This window comes from Caballeronia humi (genome assembly GCF_001544475.1).
GTDB classification, from domain to species: domain Bacteria; phylum Pseudomonadota; class Gammaproteobacteria; order Burkholderiales; family Burkholderiaceae; genus Caballeronia; species Caballeronia humi.
In genome coordinates, this window is the sequence record NZ_FCNW02000014.1 from 22,016 (window position 1) to 38,508 (window position 16,493).

A 16,493-nucleotide genomic window follows, 5' to 3' on the forward strand; every position below is an offset into this window, starting at 1 on the left:
ACCAAAGCCCTGCCAGCGCGCAGGGCTTTTTCATTTGCCGCCGCACCAAAAAAAACCCCGGCCGCTTTCGCGACCGGGGTTTTCGTATGACATCGCAGCGCGATTACTTCGCGTTCGCGAGTGCGACAGCCGTATCCAGCATGCGGTTCGAGAAGCCCCACTCGTTGTCGTACCAGCTCGACACCTTGACGAGGCGGCCCGACACCTTCGTCAGCGTCGAGTCGAACGTCGACGACGCCGGGTTGTGGTTGAAGTCGATCGACACGAGCGGCGCATCGTTGTAGCCCAGAATGCCCTTCAACGCGCCTTCCGATGCTTCCTTCATGATCGAGTTGACTTCATCGACCGTCGTGTCGCGCGCGGCGATGAACGACAGATCGACCACCGACACGTTGATCGTCGGCACGCGGATCGCGTAGCCGTCGAGCTTGCCGTTCAGTTCCGGCAGCACCAGGCCGACCGCCGATGCCGCGCCCGTCTTTGTCGGGATCTGGCTGTGCGTGGCCGAGCGCGCGCGGCGCAGGTCTTCGTGATAGACGTCGGTCAGGACCTGGTCGTTCGTGTACGCGTGGATCGTCGTCATCAGGCCGTTCACGAGGCCGATCTTGTCGTTCAGCGGCTTGACGAGCGGCGCTAGGCAGTTCGTCGTGCACGATGCGTTCGAGATGACCGTGTCCGATGCCTTCAGCACGTGATGGTTCACGCCGTAGACGATGGTCGCGTCGACGTCCTTGCCGCCCGGTGCCGAGATGATCACCTTCTTCGCGCCGCCCTTGATGTGCGCGCTCGCCTTTTCCTTCGTCGTGAAGAAGCCGGTGCACTCCAGCACCACGTCCACGTTCAGCTCGCCCCACGGCAGTTCGGCCGGGTTGCGGTTCGCCAGCACGCGGATCTTGTCGCCGTTGACGACGAGGTAGTCGCCGTCCACCTTCACTTCGCCCGGGAACTTGCCGTGCGCCGTGTCGTACTGCGTGAGGTGGGCGTTCGTCTTGGCATCGCCGAGATCGTTGATCGCCACGATCTCGATGTCGTGCTTCTTGCCGTTCTCATACAGGGCGCGCAACGTGTTGCGGCCGATCCGGCCGTAGCCGTTGATTGCAACGCGAATCGTCATGGTCTATCTCCTTGGCTTGAAAAAATACTTCCGGATCGTGGCGCGTCCGAGCTAACGATCACGCTCAGGCGCCGGCGAGCGCGGCCTTGGCCGTCGCGACCACATGCTCGACGGTAAAGCCGAAATGCTTGAAGAGAGCGCCGGCCGGCGCGGATTCGCCGAACGAATCGATGCCGACCACGCCGCCTTCGAGACCCACATACTTGCGCCAGAAATCTGTCACGCCCGCTTCGATCGCCACGCGCACGACGCCCTTCGGCAGCACGCGCTCGCGATACTCGGCGTCCTGCTTATCGAACACGTTGGTCGACGGCATCGACACCACGCGCGCGCCGATGCCTTCCTGCGCGAGCTTCTCGACGGCTTCCATCGCCAGTTGCACTTCCGAGCCGGTCGCGAGCAGGATGATCTTGCGCGCGGGAATGTCGTCGTTCCAGTCGCGCAGGACGTAGCCGCCCTTCGCGATGTTCGCGATCTGCACGTCGCTGCGCGGCGAAAATTGCAGGTTCTGACGGCTGAAAATCAGCGCCGACGGGCCTTCGTGGCCGATCGCGTGCGTCCAGGCCACGGCGGTTTCGACGGTATCGGCCGGGCGCCACGTCTGGAGTTGCGGAATCAGGCGCAGGCTCGACACGTGTTCGATCGACTGGTGCGTCGGGCCGTCTTCACCGAGGCCGATGGAATCGTGCGTGAACACGAAGATCGAACGCGACTTCATCAGCGCCGCGACGCGCAGCGCGTTGCGGCTGTAGTCGGAGAACGTGAGGAACGTGCCACCGAACGGACGATAGCCGCCATGCAGCGCGATGCCGTTGATCGCCGCGCTCATGCCGAATTCGCGCACGCCGTAATTGATGTGGTTGCCCCACTCGATGCCTGTCGCATCGTTGCCGTCGCCGGCCGCGCGCACGGCCTTCGAGGCCTTCCAGTTCGTCAGATTCGAGCCGGTCAGGTCGGCCGAGCCGCCGAGCAGTTCCGGCAGCGCGGCGGCGAGGCCGTCGAGGGCCTGCTGCGATGCCTTGCGGGTCGCGACGGTTTCGGCACGCTGGTTCGCGCCTTCGATGATCTTCTTCGCGTCGTCCGCCCAGTTCGCCGGCAACTCGCCCTTCATGCGGCGCGTGAATTCGGCGGCTTGCTGCGGGTGCTTCGCGCTGTAGGTGTCGAACGCCTTGTTCCACTCGGCTTCCGAGCGCGCGCCCTGCTCCTTCGCGTCCCACGCGGCGTAGACCTCCTGCGGGATCACGAACGGCTCGTACGCCCAGCCGATCGCGGCGCGCGTATCGGCGATTTCCTTGTCTCCGAGCGGTGCGCCGTGCGCGTCGTGGCCGCCCGCCTTGGTCGGCGCGCCCTTCCCGATCACCGTGCGGCAGCAGATCAACGTCGGCTTGTCTGCGTTCTTGGCTTGCGCGATGGCGGCATCGACCGCATCGACGTCATGGCCGTCCACTGCGCGGATCACGTTCCAGCCGTAGGCTTCGAAGCGCTTCGGGGTGTCGTCGCGGAACCAGTGCTCGACGTGGCCGTCGATCGAGATGCCGTTGTCGTCGTAGAGCGCGATCAGCTTGTTCAGCTTGAGCGTGCCGGCAAACGAGCAGGCTTCGTGTGAGATGCCTTCCATCAGGCAGCCGTCGCCGAGGAACACGTACGTATGGTGATCGACGATCGACGCGCCTTCCTGATTGAATTCGGCGGCGAGCAAGGCTTCGGCGAGCGCCATGCCGACCGCGTTCGCGAGACCCTGGCCGAGCGGGCCGGTGGTCGTCTCGACGCCCGCCGTGAGGCCCACTTCGGGGTGGCCCGGTGTCTTCGAATGCAACTGGCGGAAGTTCTTGAGTTCAGTGATCGGCAGGTCGTAGCCGGTCAGGTGCAGCAGCGAATACAGCAGCATCGAGCCGTGCCCGTTCGACAGCACGAAGCGGTCGCGGTCGGCCCAGTGCGGATTCGACGGATTGTGTTTCAAGTGGCGCGACCACAGCGCGACGCCGATTTCCGCCATGCCCATCGGCATGCCGGGGTGGCCGGAGTTGGCTTGTTGAACGGCATCCATCGACAGCGCGCGAATCGCGTTGGCCATCAGGGCGGTTTGGCTGGAGGTCGGGGTCGTCATGTGGGTTCGGGGTAAGTCCTGAAATGATCCCGGATGTTTCCGGATGACGCGCCGGGCGGCGGCGAACGATGCTTTCAGGCCCCGGAACGACGAGAAACGAGGAGGATCGGAGGCCGTCATTCTAACAGACGCGTCTGATTGACAACGTCCGAAAGCCGGCAGACAGGCGGCGCGAATCGAGTCGGGGGCGCCATGTTTGTTCAGGCACGCTCCGTGCATTCGTCCACGCGACGTGCGTCTGGATGGCCGATCGGCTGACCTTTGAGCGTCAAACCTTCGTGGCACAATGCGCCTCACGGACCCAAGCTGCAGGAGTTTTCCCGATGACCGATCCTCGCCCAGCCGATGTGCCGTGGCTGACGCCTTACCTGACCGTCCACGACGCGCGCGTCGCCACCGGCTTCTATGAGCAGGCGCTCGGTTTCGCCGTGCGCGACAGCGTCAACGACGACGGCGCGATCATCCACGTCGAGATGACCTATCGCGGGCAGTTGATTGTGATGTTCGCACCCGAAGGTGCATACGGCTCGCAGGCGCGCACGCCGAAGACCTCGGGTTTGATGGCGCCGCAGTCGTTCTATCTTTACGTCGATGATGTCGATGCCGTCTATGCTCGTGCGCTGGCGGTTGGGGCGAAAGGGCTGATCGAGCCGCAGGACCAGTTCTGGGGTGACCGCTTTGCACAATTCGAGGACCCGGACGGCTATCGCTGGGCAATCGCGCGGCATCTGGGCTAAGGCACCGCCCGCTCTCAACTTATATCCGCTGGCGCTGTGAGCCGGCGATCATCGACATGCCACGCTTCTTCGTTGACCGTCCGCTCGTCGCGGGCGAAACCCTTCCGCTGCCCGACGACGTCGTGCGCCACGTCCACGTCCTGCGCCTGCAAACCGGCGACGCGGTCACGCTCTTCGACGGCTCGGGGGGCGAATTCGACGCCGAACTCACTGATATCGCCAAGCGCTCGGTGGTCGCGCGGATCGGCGAGCATCGCGATCGCGAGGCCGAACCGCCATATCGCGTGACGCTGGCGCAAGGCGTCGCTGGCGGCGACAAGATGGACTGGCTGATCGAGAAGGCGGTCGAACTCGGGGTGGCCGCGGTCGTGCCGCTGACGGCCGAGCGCGGCGTCGTACGTCTTGCTGGAGAGCGCGCGCTCAAGCGTCAGGCGCACTGGCAAGCGCTTGTGCGCGCAGCGTGCGAGCAGTGCGGGCGCAATCGCGTGCCCGATATCGCGCCGCCGCGCGATCTCGAAGCTTGGCTCTCTCAACTGCCCCCCGCCGAAGATAGTGAATTGCGGTTGCTGCTTTCGCCGCGCGCGGAGGTGAGCTTCGCGTCGCTGCCGAGCGCGCCGCCTGTCGCGCCGGTCACGGTGCTAATCGGCCCGGAAGCGGGTTTTTCACCTTCAGAAGAGAAATTTATCGTTGACACGGGATTTTCGACGCTCGGCCTCGGCTCGCGCGTATTGCGCACCGAGACTGCCGGAATGGCCGTGCTGGCGGCGCTGGCCGCTCGCTGGGGCGGGTGGTAAACGCAAAAAGCCGGTCGTGGAGACCGGCTTTCTGTTGCAAGACCTGATGCTCAGGCAAACGAATAAAACACCCGGAACGCCACACGTCGCTCGGCCCAGAACTCGGACGCCTCGCGGAACACGTCGAGCAGCGTTTCGCGCCCTTCCTTATCGAATTTCTGCGCGATCGGCAGCGCCTCGAGCACGATCACGAAGCCCGGCTGCGAACCCGCCTTGTGGACGAGATCGGTGAGGCTGTCGTACAGCGCGTCGTAATTCTTGCCGAAGTGCTTGGGAAACAGAAACGACGTAGCGATAGTTTCGAGCACTTCCTGCTTGCTCTGCGCCTGTCCGCAATACGCGAACAGAAAATGCTGGCCGAGCCGGCTGGCTTCGTCGGCGAGGTCCTGCACGCGATACGCGCGGATCGACTGCACGATGTTCGGCCGCACCGTCCTGAAAAGACTCATGGACCCCTCGTCCGTTGATGAGAGCGCCGGGTTCGGTTCGTCGTCGGATCTGTCGTCGTGTTCAGTCGTGCGCAGCCGAAGTACTCGCTGGAACAGGTTGCCATCGCCGGTGGCGAAAAGATCACCCGCCACACCGTTGCCGTGCGCGTAGATGTTGTCGCTCATGCCGTTCATCCCGAAGTTATCCCGCAATGCGTTTAAAACTGGCGTAATGGTCGTCGGAGTAATAACACTCGTCGATCTGCCGCCGGGGCCCACCGCACACGATCCGGCGCGCGCCGCGGTCGCGGGCACGCGGGGTGGGGACGGTGTACTCGTGGTAATAGCCGCGCGGATGCGGCGGAAGCAAACGCTCGCGATTGCCGAACACGACGCCATCCTTCTCGAACGGATACGGCCCGCCTGACTCGATCAGCCGCAGCGTCGCGATGGCCTGCTTCGGCAATTGCGCGATGGCGACGGTTTCGCGACCGTCTTCCGTTCGCCCGTTGACCGAGCCGCCCGATGCATTCCGTCCCGGCGATTCCGCCGGCTGAGCGGACTGGGCCACGGCGCTCGAACCGGGCGCCGTATCACGCGCGTCCGGACCATGCCCGCCCTTGTCACAGCCGCTCAGGACCACGAAAAGCGCAAGAATGCAGTGCCGAAACCACATGCGCTTCACGTAGCGATATCCCCGCAATAAACCCGGATTTCGACGACCATTAAAGACGTAAGGGTATCGCTAATGACACCCGGAATCAACGTTCGGCCGGGAAATGAAAGTTCGGACCGCGCTTGGGAGCCGAGTTTTGCGTGTGCAAAACTGGGCCGCCGACGCAATTCTTAGCCCAAATCTGAGAGATTTTTATCTCGAACACGCTAATAATTCAATCCAGCGTGGTTCAGAGACACGGTGGCATGTTTGCCTCGCTTGCCGCCGGCCTCGCGGCGCTCGCCGTCGCCATTGCTGATTGGAGGAGACGCAAATCCCCTTGCATGCCTCGGAGCGTGCCGGTCATCCGGCACGCTTTTTTTTTGGGTTTTTTAATGGAGGCAAGGGAGCAGTGCGGTGCTTGTTGCGAGCCCCGCACCGGGTTTTCAGCGCGTGGCCGTCGTGTCCGCGACCAAAAGAGCCGTCATGTTGACGATCCGCCGCACCGTCGCCGAAGCGGTCAGCACGTGCACGGGCTTCGCCGCGCCGAGCAGGATCGGCCCGATCGCGATGTTGTTGCCCGCCGCCGTCTTCAGCAGGTTGTACGAGATGTTCGCGGCATCGATATTCGGCAGGATCAGCAGGTTCGCGTCGCCTTCGAGCGTCGATTCCGGCAGTACTTCCTTGCGCAGACGGGCATCCAGCGCGACGTCGCCGTGCATTTCGCCATCGACATCCAGGTCCGGCGCGCGTTGCTTGAGCAGTGCCAGCACGTCGCGCATTTTCTGCGCGGAAGGCGCGTTGCTCGTGCCGAAGTTTGAATGCGACAAGAGCGCAATCTTCGGCTCGATACCGAAACGGCGCACCTCTTCAGCCGCCATGATCGTGATTTCGGCGAGCTGCTCGGGCGTCGGATCGACGTTCACGTGTGTATCGACGATGAAGATCTGCCGCCCCGGCAGCACCAGCGCGTTCATCGCGGCGTAAACCGTCGCGCCTTCCTTCCTGCCGATCACCTGATCGATGAAGTGCAAATGGCGATGCGTCGTCGAAACCGTGCCGCAGATCATGCCGTCCGCCTCGCCGCGCTCGACCAGCATCGCGCCGATCAGCGTCGTGCGGCGGCGCATTTCGAGCTTCGCCATCTGCTCGCTGATGCCCTTTCGCGCCATCATCTTGTAATAGCTCTGCCAGAAATCGCGGTAGCGCTCGTCGTGATCGGTGTCGATGACGGTGAAATCGACGCCTGGCGTCAGCCGCAGGCCGAACTTGTGCAGACGCTGCTCGATCACCGCCGGCCGGCCGATGAGGATAGGACGAGCGATCTTTTCATCGACCGCGATCTGCACCGCGCGCAGCACGCGTTCCTCTTCGCCTTCCGCGAACACGATGCGCTTCTTCTCCGCCTCGACGCTGCGCGCGAGCTGGAAGATCGGCTTCATCGTCGTGCCGCTGTGGTAGACGAATTGCTGCAAGTGCTGCTCGTAGGCTTCCATGTCCTCGATCGGACGCGTCGCGACGCCGGAATCCATCGCGGCTTTCGCCACGGCGGGCGCGATCTTCACGATCAGACGCGGATCGAAAGGCTTCGGAATCAGATATTCCGGACCGAACGACAGATCCTGAATGCCGTAAGCCGTTGCGACGATATCGCTCTGTTCCTGACGCGCCAGTTCCGCGATCGCGTTCACGGCAGCGATTTCCATCTCGCGCGTGACCGTGGTCGCGCCTGCATCGAGCGCGCCGCGGAAGATGAACGGGAAGCAGAGGACGTTGTTGACCTGATTGGGATAGTCCGTGCGACCGGTGGCGAGCACGGCGTCCGGGCGCACTTCGAGCGCGAGTTCCGGCAGGATTTCGGGCGTCGGGTTGGCGAGCGCGAGAATCAGCGGCTTCGTGCCCATGCTCTTGACCATGTCCTGCTTGAGCACGCCGCCGGCCGAAAGTCCAAGGAACACATCAGCGCCTTCGATCACTTCGGCCAAAGTGCGCGCGTCCGTTTCGCGGGCGAAGCGTTCCTTGTCCGGGTCCATCAATTCGACGCGGCCCTTGTAGACCACGCCGGCCAGATCCGTCACATAAATGTTCTCGAGCTTCATGCCGAGATCGACCAGCAGATCGAGACACGCCAACGCGGCAGCGCCCGCACCGGAAGCCACGAGCTTCACTTCGGCGATATTCTTGCCGACCACCTTCAGACCATTGGTCACAGCCGCCGCGACAACGATCGCGGTGCCGTGCTGGTCATCGTGGAAGACCGGAATCTTCATGCGCTTGCGGCATTCCCGCTCGACGATGAAGCAATCCGGCGCCTTGATGTCTTCCAGATTGATGCCGCCGAAAGTCGGTTCGAGCGCGGCGATCACATCCACCAGCTTGTGCGGGTCCATCTCGTTGAGTTCGATGTCGAACACGTCGATGCCCGCGAATTTCTTGAACAGCACCGCCTTGCCTTCCATCACCGGCTTCGACGCGAGCGGCCCGATGTTGCCGAGGCCCAGCACCGCCGTCCCGTTCGTGACTACGCCGACGAGGTTGCTGCGCGCGGTGAAACGCGCGGCATTCAGCGGATCTTCGACGATCGCCTCGCAGGCGAACGCGACGCCCGGCGAGTACGCCAGCGCGAGGTCGCGCTGGTTGATCATCTGTTTGGTCGGCGCGATGGCGATCTTGCCCGGCGTCGGAAATTCGTGGTAATCGAGCGCAGCTTCGCGCAATTTGGTATTGGCGGATGTCGTCATGAGGCGGGCCGGCAGGCGAGATTAGAATAGAAGTTCGAACGCATTGTAGCGCCATTCAGGCACCGATTCGGGTTGAAATCGGCGCAATTCGGGTGCAACTGCCAAGACTGGAACACGCTGAAAGCGCACGCCCCGCAAGGCGTTCGAGGGTCTAAAGTCGCCTAACCCGTTTCATCCGGCCGGGAAACGCGTGCATCTGCGCGCACCGATGTCCATTCCACCATTCCTAATTCGCTTCCGGGCCCACGATGCTTTCCGAGTTTTCCCTGATCGAGCGTTTTTTCGCCCGCCGTGCGTCGGCGCCGTTGTCGAACGGCGCGGCGAGAGCGCCGCGCGCGGCGCTCGGCATCGGCGACGATTGCGCGCTGATCGTCCCGCCGCCCGGCCAGCAGCTCGCGATATCGACGGACATGCTGGTCGAAGGCCGCCACTTCTTCGCCGACGTCGATCCGCACGCGCTCGGCCACAAGGCGCTCGCCGTCAACCTGTCCGATCTGGCCGCGATGGGCGCCGCGCCCCACGCGTTCACACTGGCGCTCGCGCTGCCGAGCGCCGACGAGCGCTGGCTCGCGGCATTCAGCGACGGCCTTTTCGCGCTCGCCGAGCGCTTCGGCTGCGAGCTGATCGGCGGCGACACGACGAGCGGTCCGCTCAACATCTGCATCACCGTCTTCGGCGACGTCCCACCGAACGCCGCGCTGCGTCGCGACGCAGCGCGTCCGGGCGACGACATCTGGGTCTCCGGCACGCTCGGCGACGCGCGCGCGGGACTCGGCCTCCTGCGCGACGAATGGCACGTCGCCGACGAAGCGTTGGCCGCTCGATGCAAACGCGCGCTGGAACGCCCGGAGCCGCGCGTCGGGCTGGGGCTGGCGCTGCGCGGCGTGGCGCACGCGGCACTCGACATCTCCGATGGCCTGGCCGGCGATCTCATGCACATATTGAAGCGCTCGAACGCGCGCGCCATCGTCGATGCGGACGCTGTGCCGATCTCCGACGCGCTCGCCTCGCTGCCAGAAGGGGTGCGCCGTTCGTGCGCGCTCGCCGGCGGCGACGACTACGAACTGTGCTTCACCGCCCCCGCCGAAACGCGCGGAACGGTCGAAGGATTAGCCGAACGGGAGAACGTGCGGGTCACGCGCATCGGTACAATCGAAGCGATCGGTTCCGTGGCGCACGCGCCGTCCATCGCCTGGCGCGACCGCAACGGCGCCCCGCTCTCCCTGACGTTGCAAGGCTTCGACCACTTTCATGCAGACTGACCCCACGCTCGCGAGCGATCCCGCCGCGCCGCTCAAGCCACCCAAGCCCCCGCGCAAGGCAAGCGCGCGCTTCATGCTGACGCATCCGTTGCACATCCTTTCGCTCGGCTTCGGCAGCGGCCTTTCGCCGATCGCGCCGGGCACGGTCGGCACGCTGTTCGCGTGGGCGTCGTTCGTCGCGTTCAATCAGTATCTGACGGTGGCCGAATGGGCAGCGCTGATCGTCGTCGGTTTCGTGGCGGGCTGCTGGTTCTGCGGCTTCACGGCGACGAAGATGGGCGTGGCCGATCCGTCGCCGGTCGTGTGGGACGAGATCATCGCGTTCTGGCTGGTGCTGCTCTTCGTCACGCCAGTCACGTTTACCGGGCAATTGTGGGCGTTCATCGTGTTCCGCTTCTTCGACATGGTGAAGCCGCCGCCGATCCGCTATTTCGACCGTAACCTGAAAGGCGGTTTCGGCATCATGTTCGACGACCTCGTCGCCGCTTTCCTCACGCTGCTCGTAATCGCGCTCTGGCGCATGACCGTCTGACCTTTCCGGCCCCTTCGAGACATCATCATGGCTACCGATAACGTCGTTCACCAACTCGCGATCCGCGTCGGCAACAAGCTGCACGAGGAGCGGCTCATGCTCGCCACCGCGGAATCGTGCACGGGCGGCATGGTCGCCGCCGCGATCACCGACATTTCCGGCAGCAGCAACTGGTTCGAGCGAGGCTTCGTCACGTATTCGAATCTCGCGAAAACGGAGATGATCGGCGTGCCGGCCGCGCTCATCGAGCACCACGGCGCGGTGAGCGAGCCGGTCGCGCGGGCGATGGCTGAAGGCGCGCTCCGCAACAGCCGCGCGCAGGTATCGGTGGCGATCACGGGCGTCGCGGGCCCGGCGGGTGGCAGCGAAGCGAAGCCGGTCGGCACGGTGTCGTTCGCGTGGAGCAACCGGCTGCACACGGCCGTCGAAACGCAGCTCTTCAAGGGCGATCGCGAACAGGTTCGCGCGCAAGCCGCCGCGCACGCGTTGCGCGGGCTGCTGGAATTGCTCGAGCGGCGTGAACGGTGAACCGGCACGCCGCACAAAATGAAGCTGCCTGAATGAACGATTCGAACTCTCCGACCAACCTCTTTTCCTACGATCGAGCGCAGGTCGTGCAATGGCTCGGCCCCAAGACCGTCGCCAAGGCGGTTCCGTACGTCGGCGCCGTGACGGCGATGCAGTGGCGCGGCGATGAACTCTCCGCGCGCGTCCAGGGCACACAGCTGGCGCCTTATCTGGTGCAGTTGAAGTTTCACCCGGATACCGTCAGCCCGATCCTCGACGGCAACTGCACGTGCCCGGTCGGTCACCTCTGCAAGCACATCGGCGCCGTGCTGCTCGCGAATCTCGCGCCAGCGCCGCAGCAGGAAAACGGCTTGCGGCCCGAGCTGTCGGAGTGGCTGAACCGCTTTCGCACCCGCGTCGCGGCGGCCCGGCCGGCCGGGGGCGCGCAGCCCGCCGCAAAAACGCAGGCGGTGTACGCGCTTGCCTATGTGCTCAACACGCCGCAACCGAGCCATCATCCCGAGTTGCAGATTTTCAAGACGCGCCTCGGAATCGACGGCACGATCCGCGATTTCGACCGTTGGAATGCGAGCAACGCCGCCTTGTCGAATCCGGCGAAATTTATCGCCGACGACGACCTCACGATTCTGCGCGCGCTGATCCCCGGCAAATCCGCGGGCGACGTGCTCGGCAGCTTCGTGCTGAGTGGCCCGGCCGGCGCCGCCCTCATGCCGAAACTCCTCGCGACCGGACGCTTTTTCACGGAACTCGCCAAGCATGCGGGCAATGTGCACGCTGGCACGCCCCTGCGCGAAGGTCCGGCGCGCGCCGGACGTATCGAATGGATGCCGGAAACGCACGACCGCCTGCGCCCGGTGCTGCATGCGAGCCCGCGCGCGAACGCCGTGCTCGCAACCGAACCGCGCTGGTACGTCGACGCTGAGACGGGCGAAGCCGGCCTCGTCGACACGCCGATGCCCGCGCGCCAGCTCGCGGACTATCTCTCGATGCCGCCGATCACGCTCGCCGAGGCCCCGCTCGTCGCCGCCGCGTTGCGCGACTGCGCGCCCGCGCTGCCGTTGCCGCCTTCGCGCGACAGCGGCGAGATTCGCGTGATCGACGCGGCGCCCTTGCCGGTGCTCACGCTCGACACGCTGCCGGTGTACGTCGCGCGTTTCGGCAAGTACGACCATCGCGCGACGTCGCTCGACTTCGCGACGGTCAGCTTCGATTACGACGGCCTTCAGGTCGCGGCCGAAAGCGCGTCGATGATGATTCACCGGCGCGGCGACGAACTCGTCGAGATCAAGCGCGACGACGCGGCGGAACGGGAACGCCTGGAGCAACTCGCCGACAGCGGCTTGCAGCGGCTCCCGCTGCAGCACGTCTATGGGCCGAAGCCGTTTCCGGTGGGGCTGCGCGCGCTGAACGACCCGAAGGCATGGGACGCATTCGTCGCCGATACGCTGCCGCTCCTGCGTCGCGACGGCTGGCGCGTCAATATGACGCACGACTTCAGCTTCAACGTGATCGACATCGACGATATCGAAGGCAGCGCGCACAGCGCGGGCGACGGCTGGTTCGATCTCGAAATGGGCATCACGGCGGGCGAGCGCAAGCTGCGCCTGGAGCCGCTTCTCGCCGATCTTTTCCGCCGCGACCGGCGCTGGCTGTCGGGCATGCTCGATTCGATCGCCGACGATGAAGGCGTCGAGTTGCGCACCGATCAGGGCGAGCGGCTGCGGCTGATGGCAAACCGGCTGAAGCCGGTCGTGCGCGTGCTGATCGACCTGTTCAGCTCGATGGGCGAAGGCGAGGCGCTGCGCATTCCCGCGCTCGACGCCGGCCGGCTCGCCGCGCTGGAAGACACGCACCGCTGGCAGTTTCGCGGCGATACGTCGGTCATCGAACTGGCGCGGCGGCTGCAGACGTCGAACGGGCCGCACGAGGTTCCGGTGCCCGCCGGTCTGCGCGCCGAATTGCGCACGTATCAGCGCGAGGGCCTGAACTGGATGCAGTTCCTGCGCGAGCACGGCCTCTCGGGCGTCCTCGCCGACGATATGGGTCTCGGCAAGACCGTGCAGACGCTCGCGCACATCCTCGCGGAGAAGGAAGCGGGCCGGCTCGACCGCCCCGCGCTGATCGTCGTGCCGACGACGCTCGTTCACAACTGGTGCGAGGAAGCGGGCCGTTTCGCGCCGGATCTGAAAGTGCTCGACCTGCACGGCCCCGAGCGGCGCGAGCGTTTCGAGCAGATCGGCGCGCACGATCTGATTCTGACGACCTACGCGCTTTTGTGGCGCGATCACGAGGCGCTCGTCGAGCACGACTATCACCTGCTGATCCTCGACGAAGCACAGTACGTCAAGAATTCGACGACCAAGGCTGCCACGAGCATCCGCGAACTGCGCGCGCGGCATCGGCTGTGTTTGACGGGGACGCCGCTCGAAAATCACCTCGGCGAACTGTGGGCGCAGTTCGATTTCCTCCTGCCGGGCTTTCTCGGCACGCAGCGCGATTTCACGAAGCGCTGGCGCGCGCCGATCGAAAAGGACGGCGACACCGTCCGGCGCGAACTGCTCGCGCGGCGCATCCGGCCGTTCATGCTGCGTCGCCGGAAGGACGAGGTCGCGAAGGAATTGCCGCCGAAGACGACGATCGTACGCACCGTCGATCTCGAAGGCGGGCAGCGCGATCTGTATGAAACGGTGCGCACGGCGATGCAGGAAAAAGTGCGCTCGGCGGTGTCCGAGCATGGGTTTGCGCGCAGCCACATCGTCGTGCTCGATGCGCTTTTGAAGCTGCGGCAGGTGTGCTGCGATCCGTCACTCGTCAAGCTGAAGCAGGCGAAACGCGTGGAGGAATCGGCGAAACTCGAACTGCTGCTCGAGATGCTGCCCGAATTAATCGAGGAAGGGCGGCGCGTGCTCGTGTTCTCGCAGTTCACGGGGATGCTCGCGATCATCGCGGCGGCGCTCGACAAGGCGTCGATTCCCTACGCGATGCTGACCGGCGACACCACCGATCGCCGCACGCCGGTGCGCCGTTTTCAGGACGGCAAGGTGCCGCTCTTCCTGATCAGTTTGAAGGCGGGCGGCGTCGGCCTGAACCTGACCGCCGCCGATACCGTGATCCACTACGACCCGTGGTGGAACCCCGCCGCCGAGAACCAGGCGACAGACCGCGCGCACCGGATGGGGCAGGACAAGCCGGTGTTCGTGTACAAGCTGATCGCGGCGGGGAGCATCGAGGAGAAGATCGTCGCGATGCAGGGCAGGAAGGCGGCACTCGCCGACAGCATTCTTTCGGAGGACGCGGCGGGCGCCGCGAAGTTCTCCTCCGACGACCTCGAGGCGCTGTTCGCGCCGATGCCGTCTCTCTGACGCTTTTGATCAGCGATACAGGTTGATGTTGTCGCGCGTTTTCTTCGCCGCAACGGCCGCGGCAGCGGCGAAATCGTCGTCCTTGCCTGCGTAGATGATCGCGCGCGACGAGTTGATCAGCATCCCCGCGCCGCCTTCCGTGCGGCCGGCGCGCACCGTCGCCTCCACGTCGCCGCCCTGCGCGCCGATGCCCGGAATCAGGAGCGGCATGTCCCCGACGATCCCCCGCACCACTTCGACTTCTCGTGGAAACGTCGCGCCGACGACAAGGCCAAGCTGCCCGTTCGCGTTCCATTTCTCTGCCGCGAGCCGCGCGACGACGTGATAGAGCGGGCGGCCGTCGGTGTTCAGAAACTGCAGATCGGAGCCGCCGGGGTTCGACGTGCGGCACAGCACGATCACCCCGCGCCCTTCATGCGCGAGATACGGCTCGATCGAATCGAAACCCATGTACGGATTGACCGTGACAGCGTCAGCGTCGTAGCGCTCGAAGGCTTCGCGCGCGTACTGCTCGGCTGTGCTGCCGATGTCGCCGCGCTTCGCATCGAGAATCACCGGCAGACCGGGGTGCTGCTCGTGGATGTGCGCGATCAGTTGTTCGAGCTGGTCCTCGGCGCGGTTGGCCGCGAAATACGCGATCTGCGGCTTGAACGACGACGCGTACGGCGCGGTGGCATCGACGATGGCGCGGCAGAAGTCGAAGATCGCGTCGGGGCGGTTCTTCAGCGCGCCGGGAAATTTCGACGGCTCCGGGTCGAGGCCGACGCACAGGAGCGACTGAGTCCGCGTCCACGCGGCGTTGAGAGTATCGATGAAGGACATGGCAGGCCGGAGGGAAAGTTCGATGCCACGCATTTTAACGTGTGGGGCGGCTCCGATCGCGGCGGGGGTTCGCTCGTGGCGGAGGCTCGTACATAAGGGTGCTTCGCTCGTGGTCGAGGGAGATCGACTGCCAGCGGCAGCTTTCGTTTCCAAAAAACGTCGTCTCTCTCGCCGTGGCGGGCAGCAGTCCCACGCCCCCACCTCCCGGCAAGGCAAATGCGTACACCCACCGTCACGCTCAAATTACCCCTGCCGCGCCGCCGCCCTTCCCCGCGCCTTCGTCCCGGCGGCCGACCGTGGCCGTCCGCGTCGCGCGGACTCACCCGTGCGCTCGACCGTGAACCGAAACTCACGCGTCAGTTTCTCGCCCGGCGCCAGCACCGTCATGCCGTGCGCTTCCCCGCCGCCCGGCAAATTCACCGCGTTGATCGGATGATCGACTGGTTCGAAGCAGAAATAATTCTCTCCAGGCGGCGCGTACAGCACGTAGTAATCCGTGTTCGCGGAAATCGTCAGCGAGAGGCGGCGCTTCGGCCACATCACGCTCGTACGTCCGCTCCAGCCGGTGAACGCGTTGTTCACGAGCGTCGACGGCATCGGATAGGCGACGCCGAATTGCCACGCCGGCGGCGCCGGCACATGCCGCACGGGCAGCCAGTCGTCGCCGCAGAGCCACAGGCCACCCGCCGCCGCCGACAGTTCCGTGTCCGCCTCGCGCATCAGGAACGGATGCAGGCCGAGGCCGAACGGCAGCGCGTCACGGCCGGTATTCTCGACATGCAGCGTGACGACGAGCGTCGCGCCATCCAGCCGATATGTCTGCGCCGCGCGGTACGAATACGGCTTGCCTGCGCGCCGGTCGAGCGTCAGGCGCACGTGCGACGGCTCCTGCTCGTCCACTTCCCACGCGCCGAGCCAGCCGTCGCCGTGCAGCGGCAGCGGTTCGTCGTCGCGATTACGCGGCACGTCGATCGCGCGGCCGGAAAAATTGAAATGCCCGTTGCCGATGCGGTTCGAGTACGGCAGCAGCGGATAGCAGGCGAGCTGGTTCGGATCGGTATCGGCGCACGGTTCGGCGCAGGGCCGGAAGATCGGCACGAGCGCGCCTTCGTGACGCCAGTCGAAGCGCGTGATGCCGCCGCCGAGCGCGGGCGCCACGTCGAGCCGCAAGTGCGAATTCGCGAGCGTGATGCAGCCGTCGACCGCGGCGCCGCCCATCGCGACGACTGATGTACCGGGCCCGGGCCGTATCGGCGGCTCGGTGGCGGCGGCGAGCCGGGAGGCGCGGGCGCTGGCTCCCGCCGTGGACGAAGTCGAAGTGGATGCAGGCTTCACGCTTTCCGCTGAAACTGTTCGGGCAACAGTCATGGCTCACGCTCCATCGAGAGGCGACAGTCCGGCTTGGCCGGTC

13 protein-coding genes are annotated in these 16,493 nt (G+C 65.1%); 6 read left to right on the forward strand and 7 right to left on the reverse strand.

Annotated features, from left to right (window positions below):
- Positions 1-103: 103 nt before the first annotated feature.
- Both gap and tkt read right to left on the reverse strand, forming a co-directional pair.
- On the reverse strand, positions 104-1,114 hold the full coding sequence (gap, locus tag AWB65_RS15205; protein WP_087667950.1) for a type I glyceraldehyde-3-phosphate dehydrogenase: 1,011 nt from the start codon (positions 1,112-1,114) through the stop codon (positions 104-106).
- Between the two features lie 64 nt (positions 1,115-1,178).
- Positions 1,179-3,221, reverse strand: coding sequence for a transketolase (tkt, locus tag AWB65_RS15210; RefSeq protein WP_087667951.1), 2,043 nt, complete (start codon positions 3,219-3,221; stop codon positions 1,179-1,181).
- 323 nt (positions 3,222-3,544) lie between these two features.
- Here tkt and AWB65_RS15215 point away from each other — a divergent pair, with 323 nt between their 5' ends.
- Positions 3,545-3,958, forward strand: coding sequence for a VOC family protein (locus AWB65_RS15215; RefSeq protein ID WP_087667952.1), 414 nt, complete (start codon positions 3,545-3,547; stop codon positions 3,956-3,958).
- A gap of 56 nt (positions 3,959-4,014) precedes the next feature.
- Entirely contained in the window at positions 4,015-4,752 is a 738-nt protein-coding gene (locus AWB65_RS15220) for a 16S rRNA (uracil(1498)-N(3))-methyltransferase (protein ID WP_087667953.1), read from the forward strand.
- A gap of 50 nt (positions 4,753-4,802) precedes the next feature.
- Here the strand turns inward: AWB65_RS15220 and AWB65_RS15225 are convergent, their stop codons facing one another.
- The 3 genes from AWB65_RS15225 to AWB65_RS15235 form a co-directional block, all read right to left on the reverse strand.
- On the reverse strand, positions 4,803-5,366 hold the full coding sequence (locus AWB65_RS15225) for a barstar family protein (protein WP_087668030.1): 564 nt from the start codon (positions 5,364-5,366) through the stop codon (positions 4,803-4,805).
- 16 nt (positions 5,367-5,382) lie between these two features.
- A complete protein-coding gene (locus AWB65_RS15230) occupies positions 5,383-5,865 on the reverse strand; it encodes a ribonuclease (RefSeq protein WP_087668031.1) in 483 nt (160 codons plus the stop codon).
- Positions 5,866-6,281: 416 nt separating this feature from the next.
- Positions 6,282-8,576 carry an NADP-dependent malic enzyme gene (locus AWB65_RS15235; RefSeq protein WP_087667954.1) on the reverse strand — a complete coding sequence of 765 codons (2,295 nt, stop codon included), beginning with the start codon at positions 8,574-8,576 and terminating at the stop codon, positions 6,282-6,284.
- A gap of 248 nt (positions 8,577-8,824) precedes the next feature.
- Between AWB65_RS15235 and thiL the strand changes: the two genes are divergently transcribed.
- From thiL to AWB65_RS15255, 4 genes are read left to right on the forward strand one after another with little or no spacing between them, the layout of a single operon-like run.
- Positions 8,825-9,838, forward strand: a complete 1,014-nt coding sequence (gene thiL, locus AWB65_RS15240) for a thiamine-phosphate kinase (RefSeq protein WP_087667955.1) — start codon at positions 8,825-8,827, stop codon at positions 9,836-9,838.
- Entirely contained in the window at positions 9,828-10,370 is a 543-nt protein-coding gene (locus tag AWB65_RS15245; RefSeq protein WP_181505747.1) for a phosphatidylglycerophosphatase A family protein, read from the forward strand. Before thiL ends, AWB65_RS15245 begins: the two co-directional genes overlap by 11 nt.
- 27 nt (positions 10,371-10,397) lie before the next feature.
- Complete coding sequence (locus AWB65_RS15250; protein WP_087667956.1) at positions 10,398-10,898, forward strand: CinA family protein; 501 nt, start codon at positions 10,398-10,400, stop codon at positions 10,896-10,898.
- Between the two features lie 32 nt (positions 10,899-10,930).
- Positions 10,931-14,260 (forward strand): DEAD/DEAH box helicase, encoded by a 3,330-nt coding sequence (locus AWB65_RS15255; RefSeq protein ID WP_087667957.1) that lies wholly within the window; start codon positions 10,931-10,933, stop codon positions 14,258-14,260.
- 9 nt (positions 14,261-14,269) lie between these two features.
- Here AWB65_RS15255 and pyrF read toward each other — a convergent pair whose 3' ends face one another.
- Positions 14,270-15,082 (reverse strand): orotidine-5'-phosphate decarboxylase, encoded by an 813-nt coding sequence (gene pyrF, locus AWB65_RS15260; protein WP_087667958.1) that lies wholly within the window; start codon positions 15,080-15,082, stop codon positions 14,270-14,272.
- 243 nt (positions 15,083-15,325) lie between these two features.
- The gene (locus AWB65_RS15265; RefSeq protein WP_087667959.1) at positions 15,326-16,450 is read right to left on the reverse strand and encodes an aldose 1-epimerase; all 1,125 of its coding nucleotides are present in this window, start codon (positions 16,448-16,450) and stop codon (positions 15,326-15,328) included.
- Positions 16,451-16,493: the final 43 nt, after the last annotated feature.

Excerpts from the sequence above, each read along its gene's own strand:
- gap (WP_087667950.1), bottom strand. The coding sequence starts at position 1,114 with ATGACGATTCGCGTTGCAATCAACGGCTACGGCCGGATCGGCCGCAAC.
- AWB65_RS15215 (WP_087667952.1), top strand. The coding sequence starts at position 3,545 with ATGACCGATCCTCGCCCAGCCGATGTGCCGTGGCTGACGCCTTACCTG.
- pyrF (WP_087667958.1), bottom strand. The coding sequence starts at position 15,082 with ATGTCCTTCATCGATACTCTCAACGCCGCGTGGACGCGGACTCAGTCG.
- thiL (WP_087667955.1), top strand. The coding sequence starts at position 8,825 with ATGCTTTCCGAGTTTTCCCTGATCGAGCGTTTTTTCGCCCGCCGTGCG.
- AWB65_RS15250 (WP_087667956.1), top strand. The coding sequence starts at position 10,398 with ATGGCTACCGATAACGTCGTTCACCAACTCGCGATCCGCGTCGGCAAC.
- AWB65_RS15235 (WP_087667954.1), bottom strand. The coding sequence starts at position 8,576 with ATGACGACATCCGCCAATACCAAATTGCGCGAAGCTGCGCTCGATTAC.
- AWB65_RS15255 (WP_087667957.1), top strand. The coding sequence starts at position 10,931 with ATGAACGATTCGAACTCTCCGACCAACCTCTTTTCCTACGATCGAGCG.
- AWB65_RS15225 (WP_087668030.1), bottom strand. The coding sequence starts at position 5,366 with ATGAGCGACAACATCTACGCGCACGGCAACGGTGTGGCGGGTGATCTT.
- AWB65_RS15220 (WP_087667953.1), top strand. The coding sequence starts at position 4,015 with ATGCCACGCTTCTTCGTTGACCGTCCGCTCGTCGCGGGCGAAACCCTT.
- AWB65_RS15245 (WP_181505747.1), top strand. The coding sequence starts at position 9,828 with ATGCAGACTGACCCCACGCTCGCGAGCGATCCCGCCGCGCCGCTCAAG.
- tkt (WP_087667951.1), bottom strand. The coding sequence starts at position 3,221 with ATGACGACCCCGACCTCCAGCCAAACCGCCCTGATGGCCAACGCGATT.
- AWB65_RS15265 (WP_087667959.1), bottom strand. The coding sequence starts at position 16,450 with ATGACTGTTGCCCGAACAGTTTCAGCGGAAAGCGTGAAGCCTGCATCC.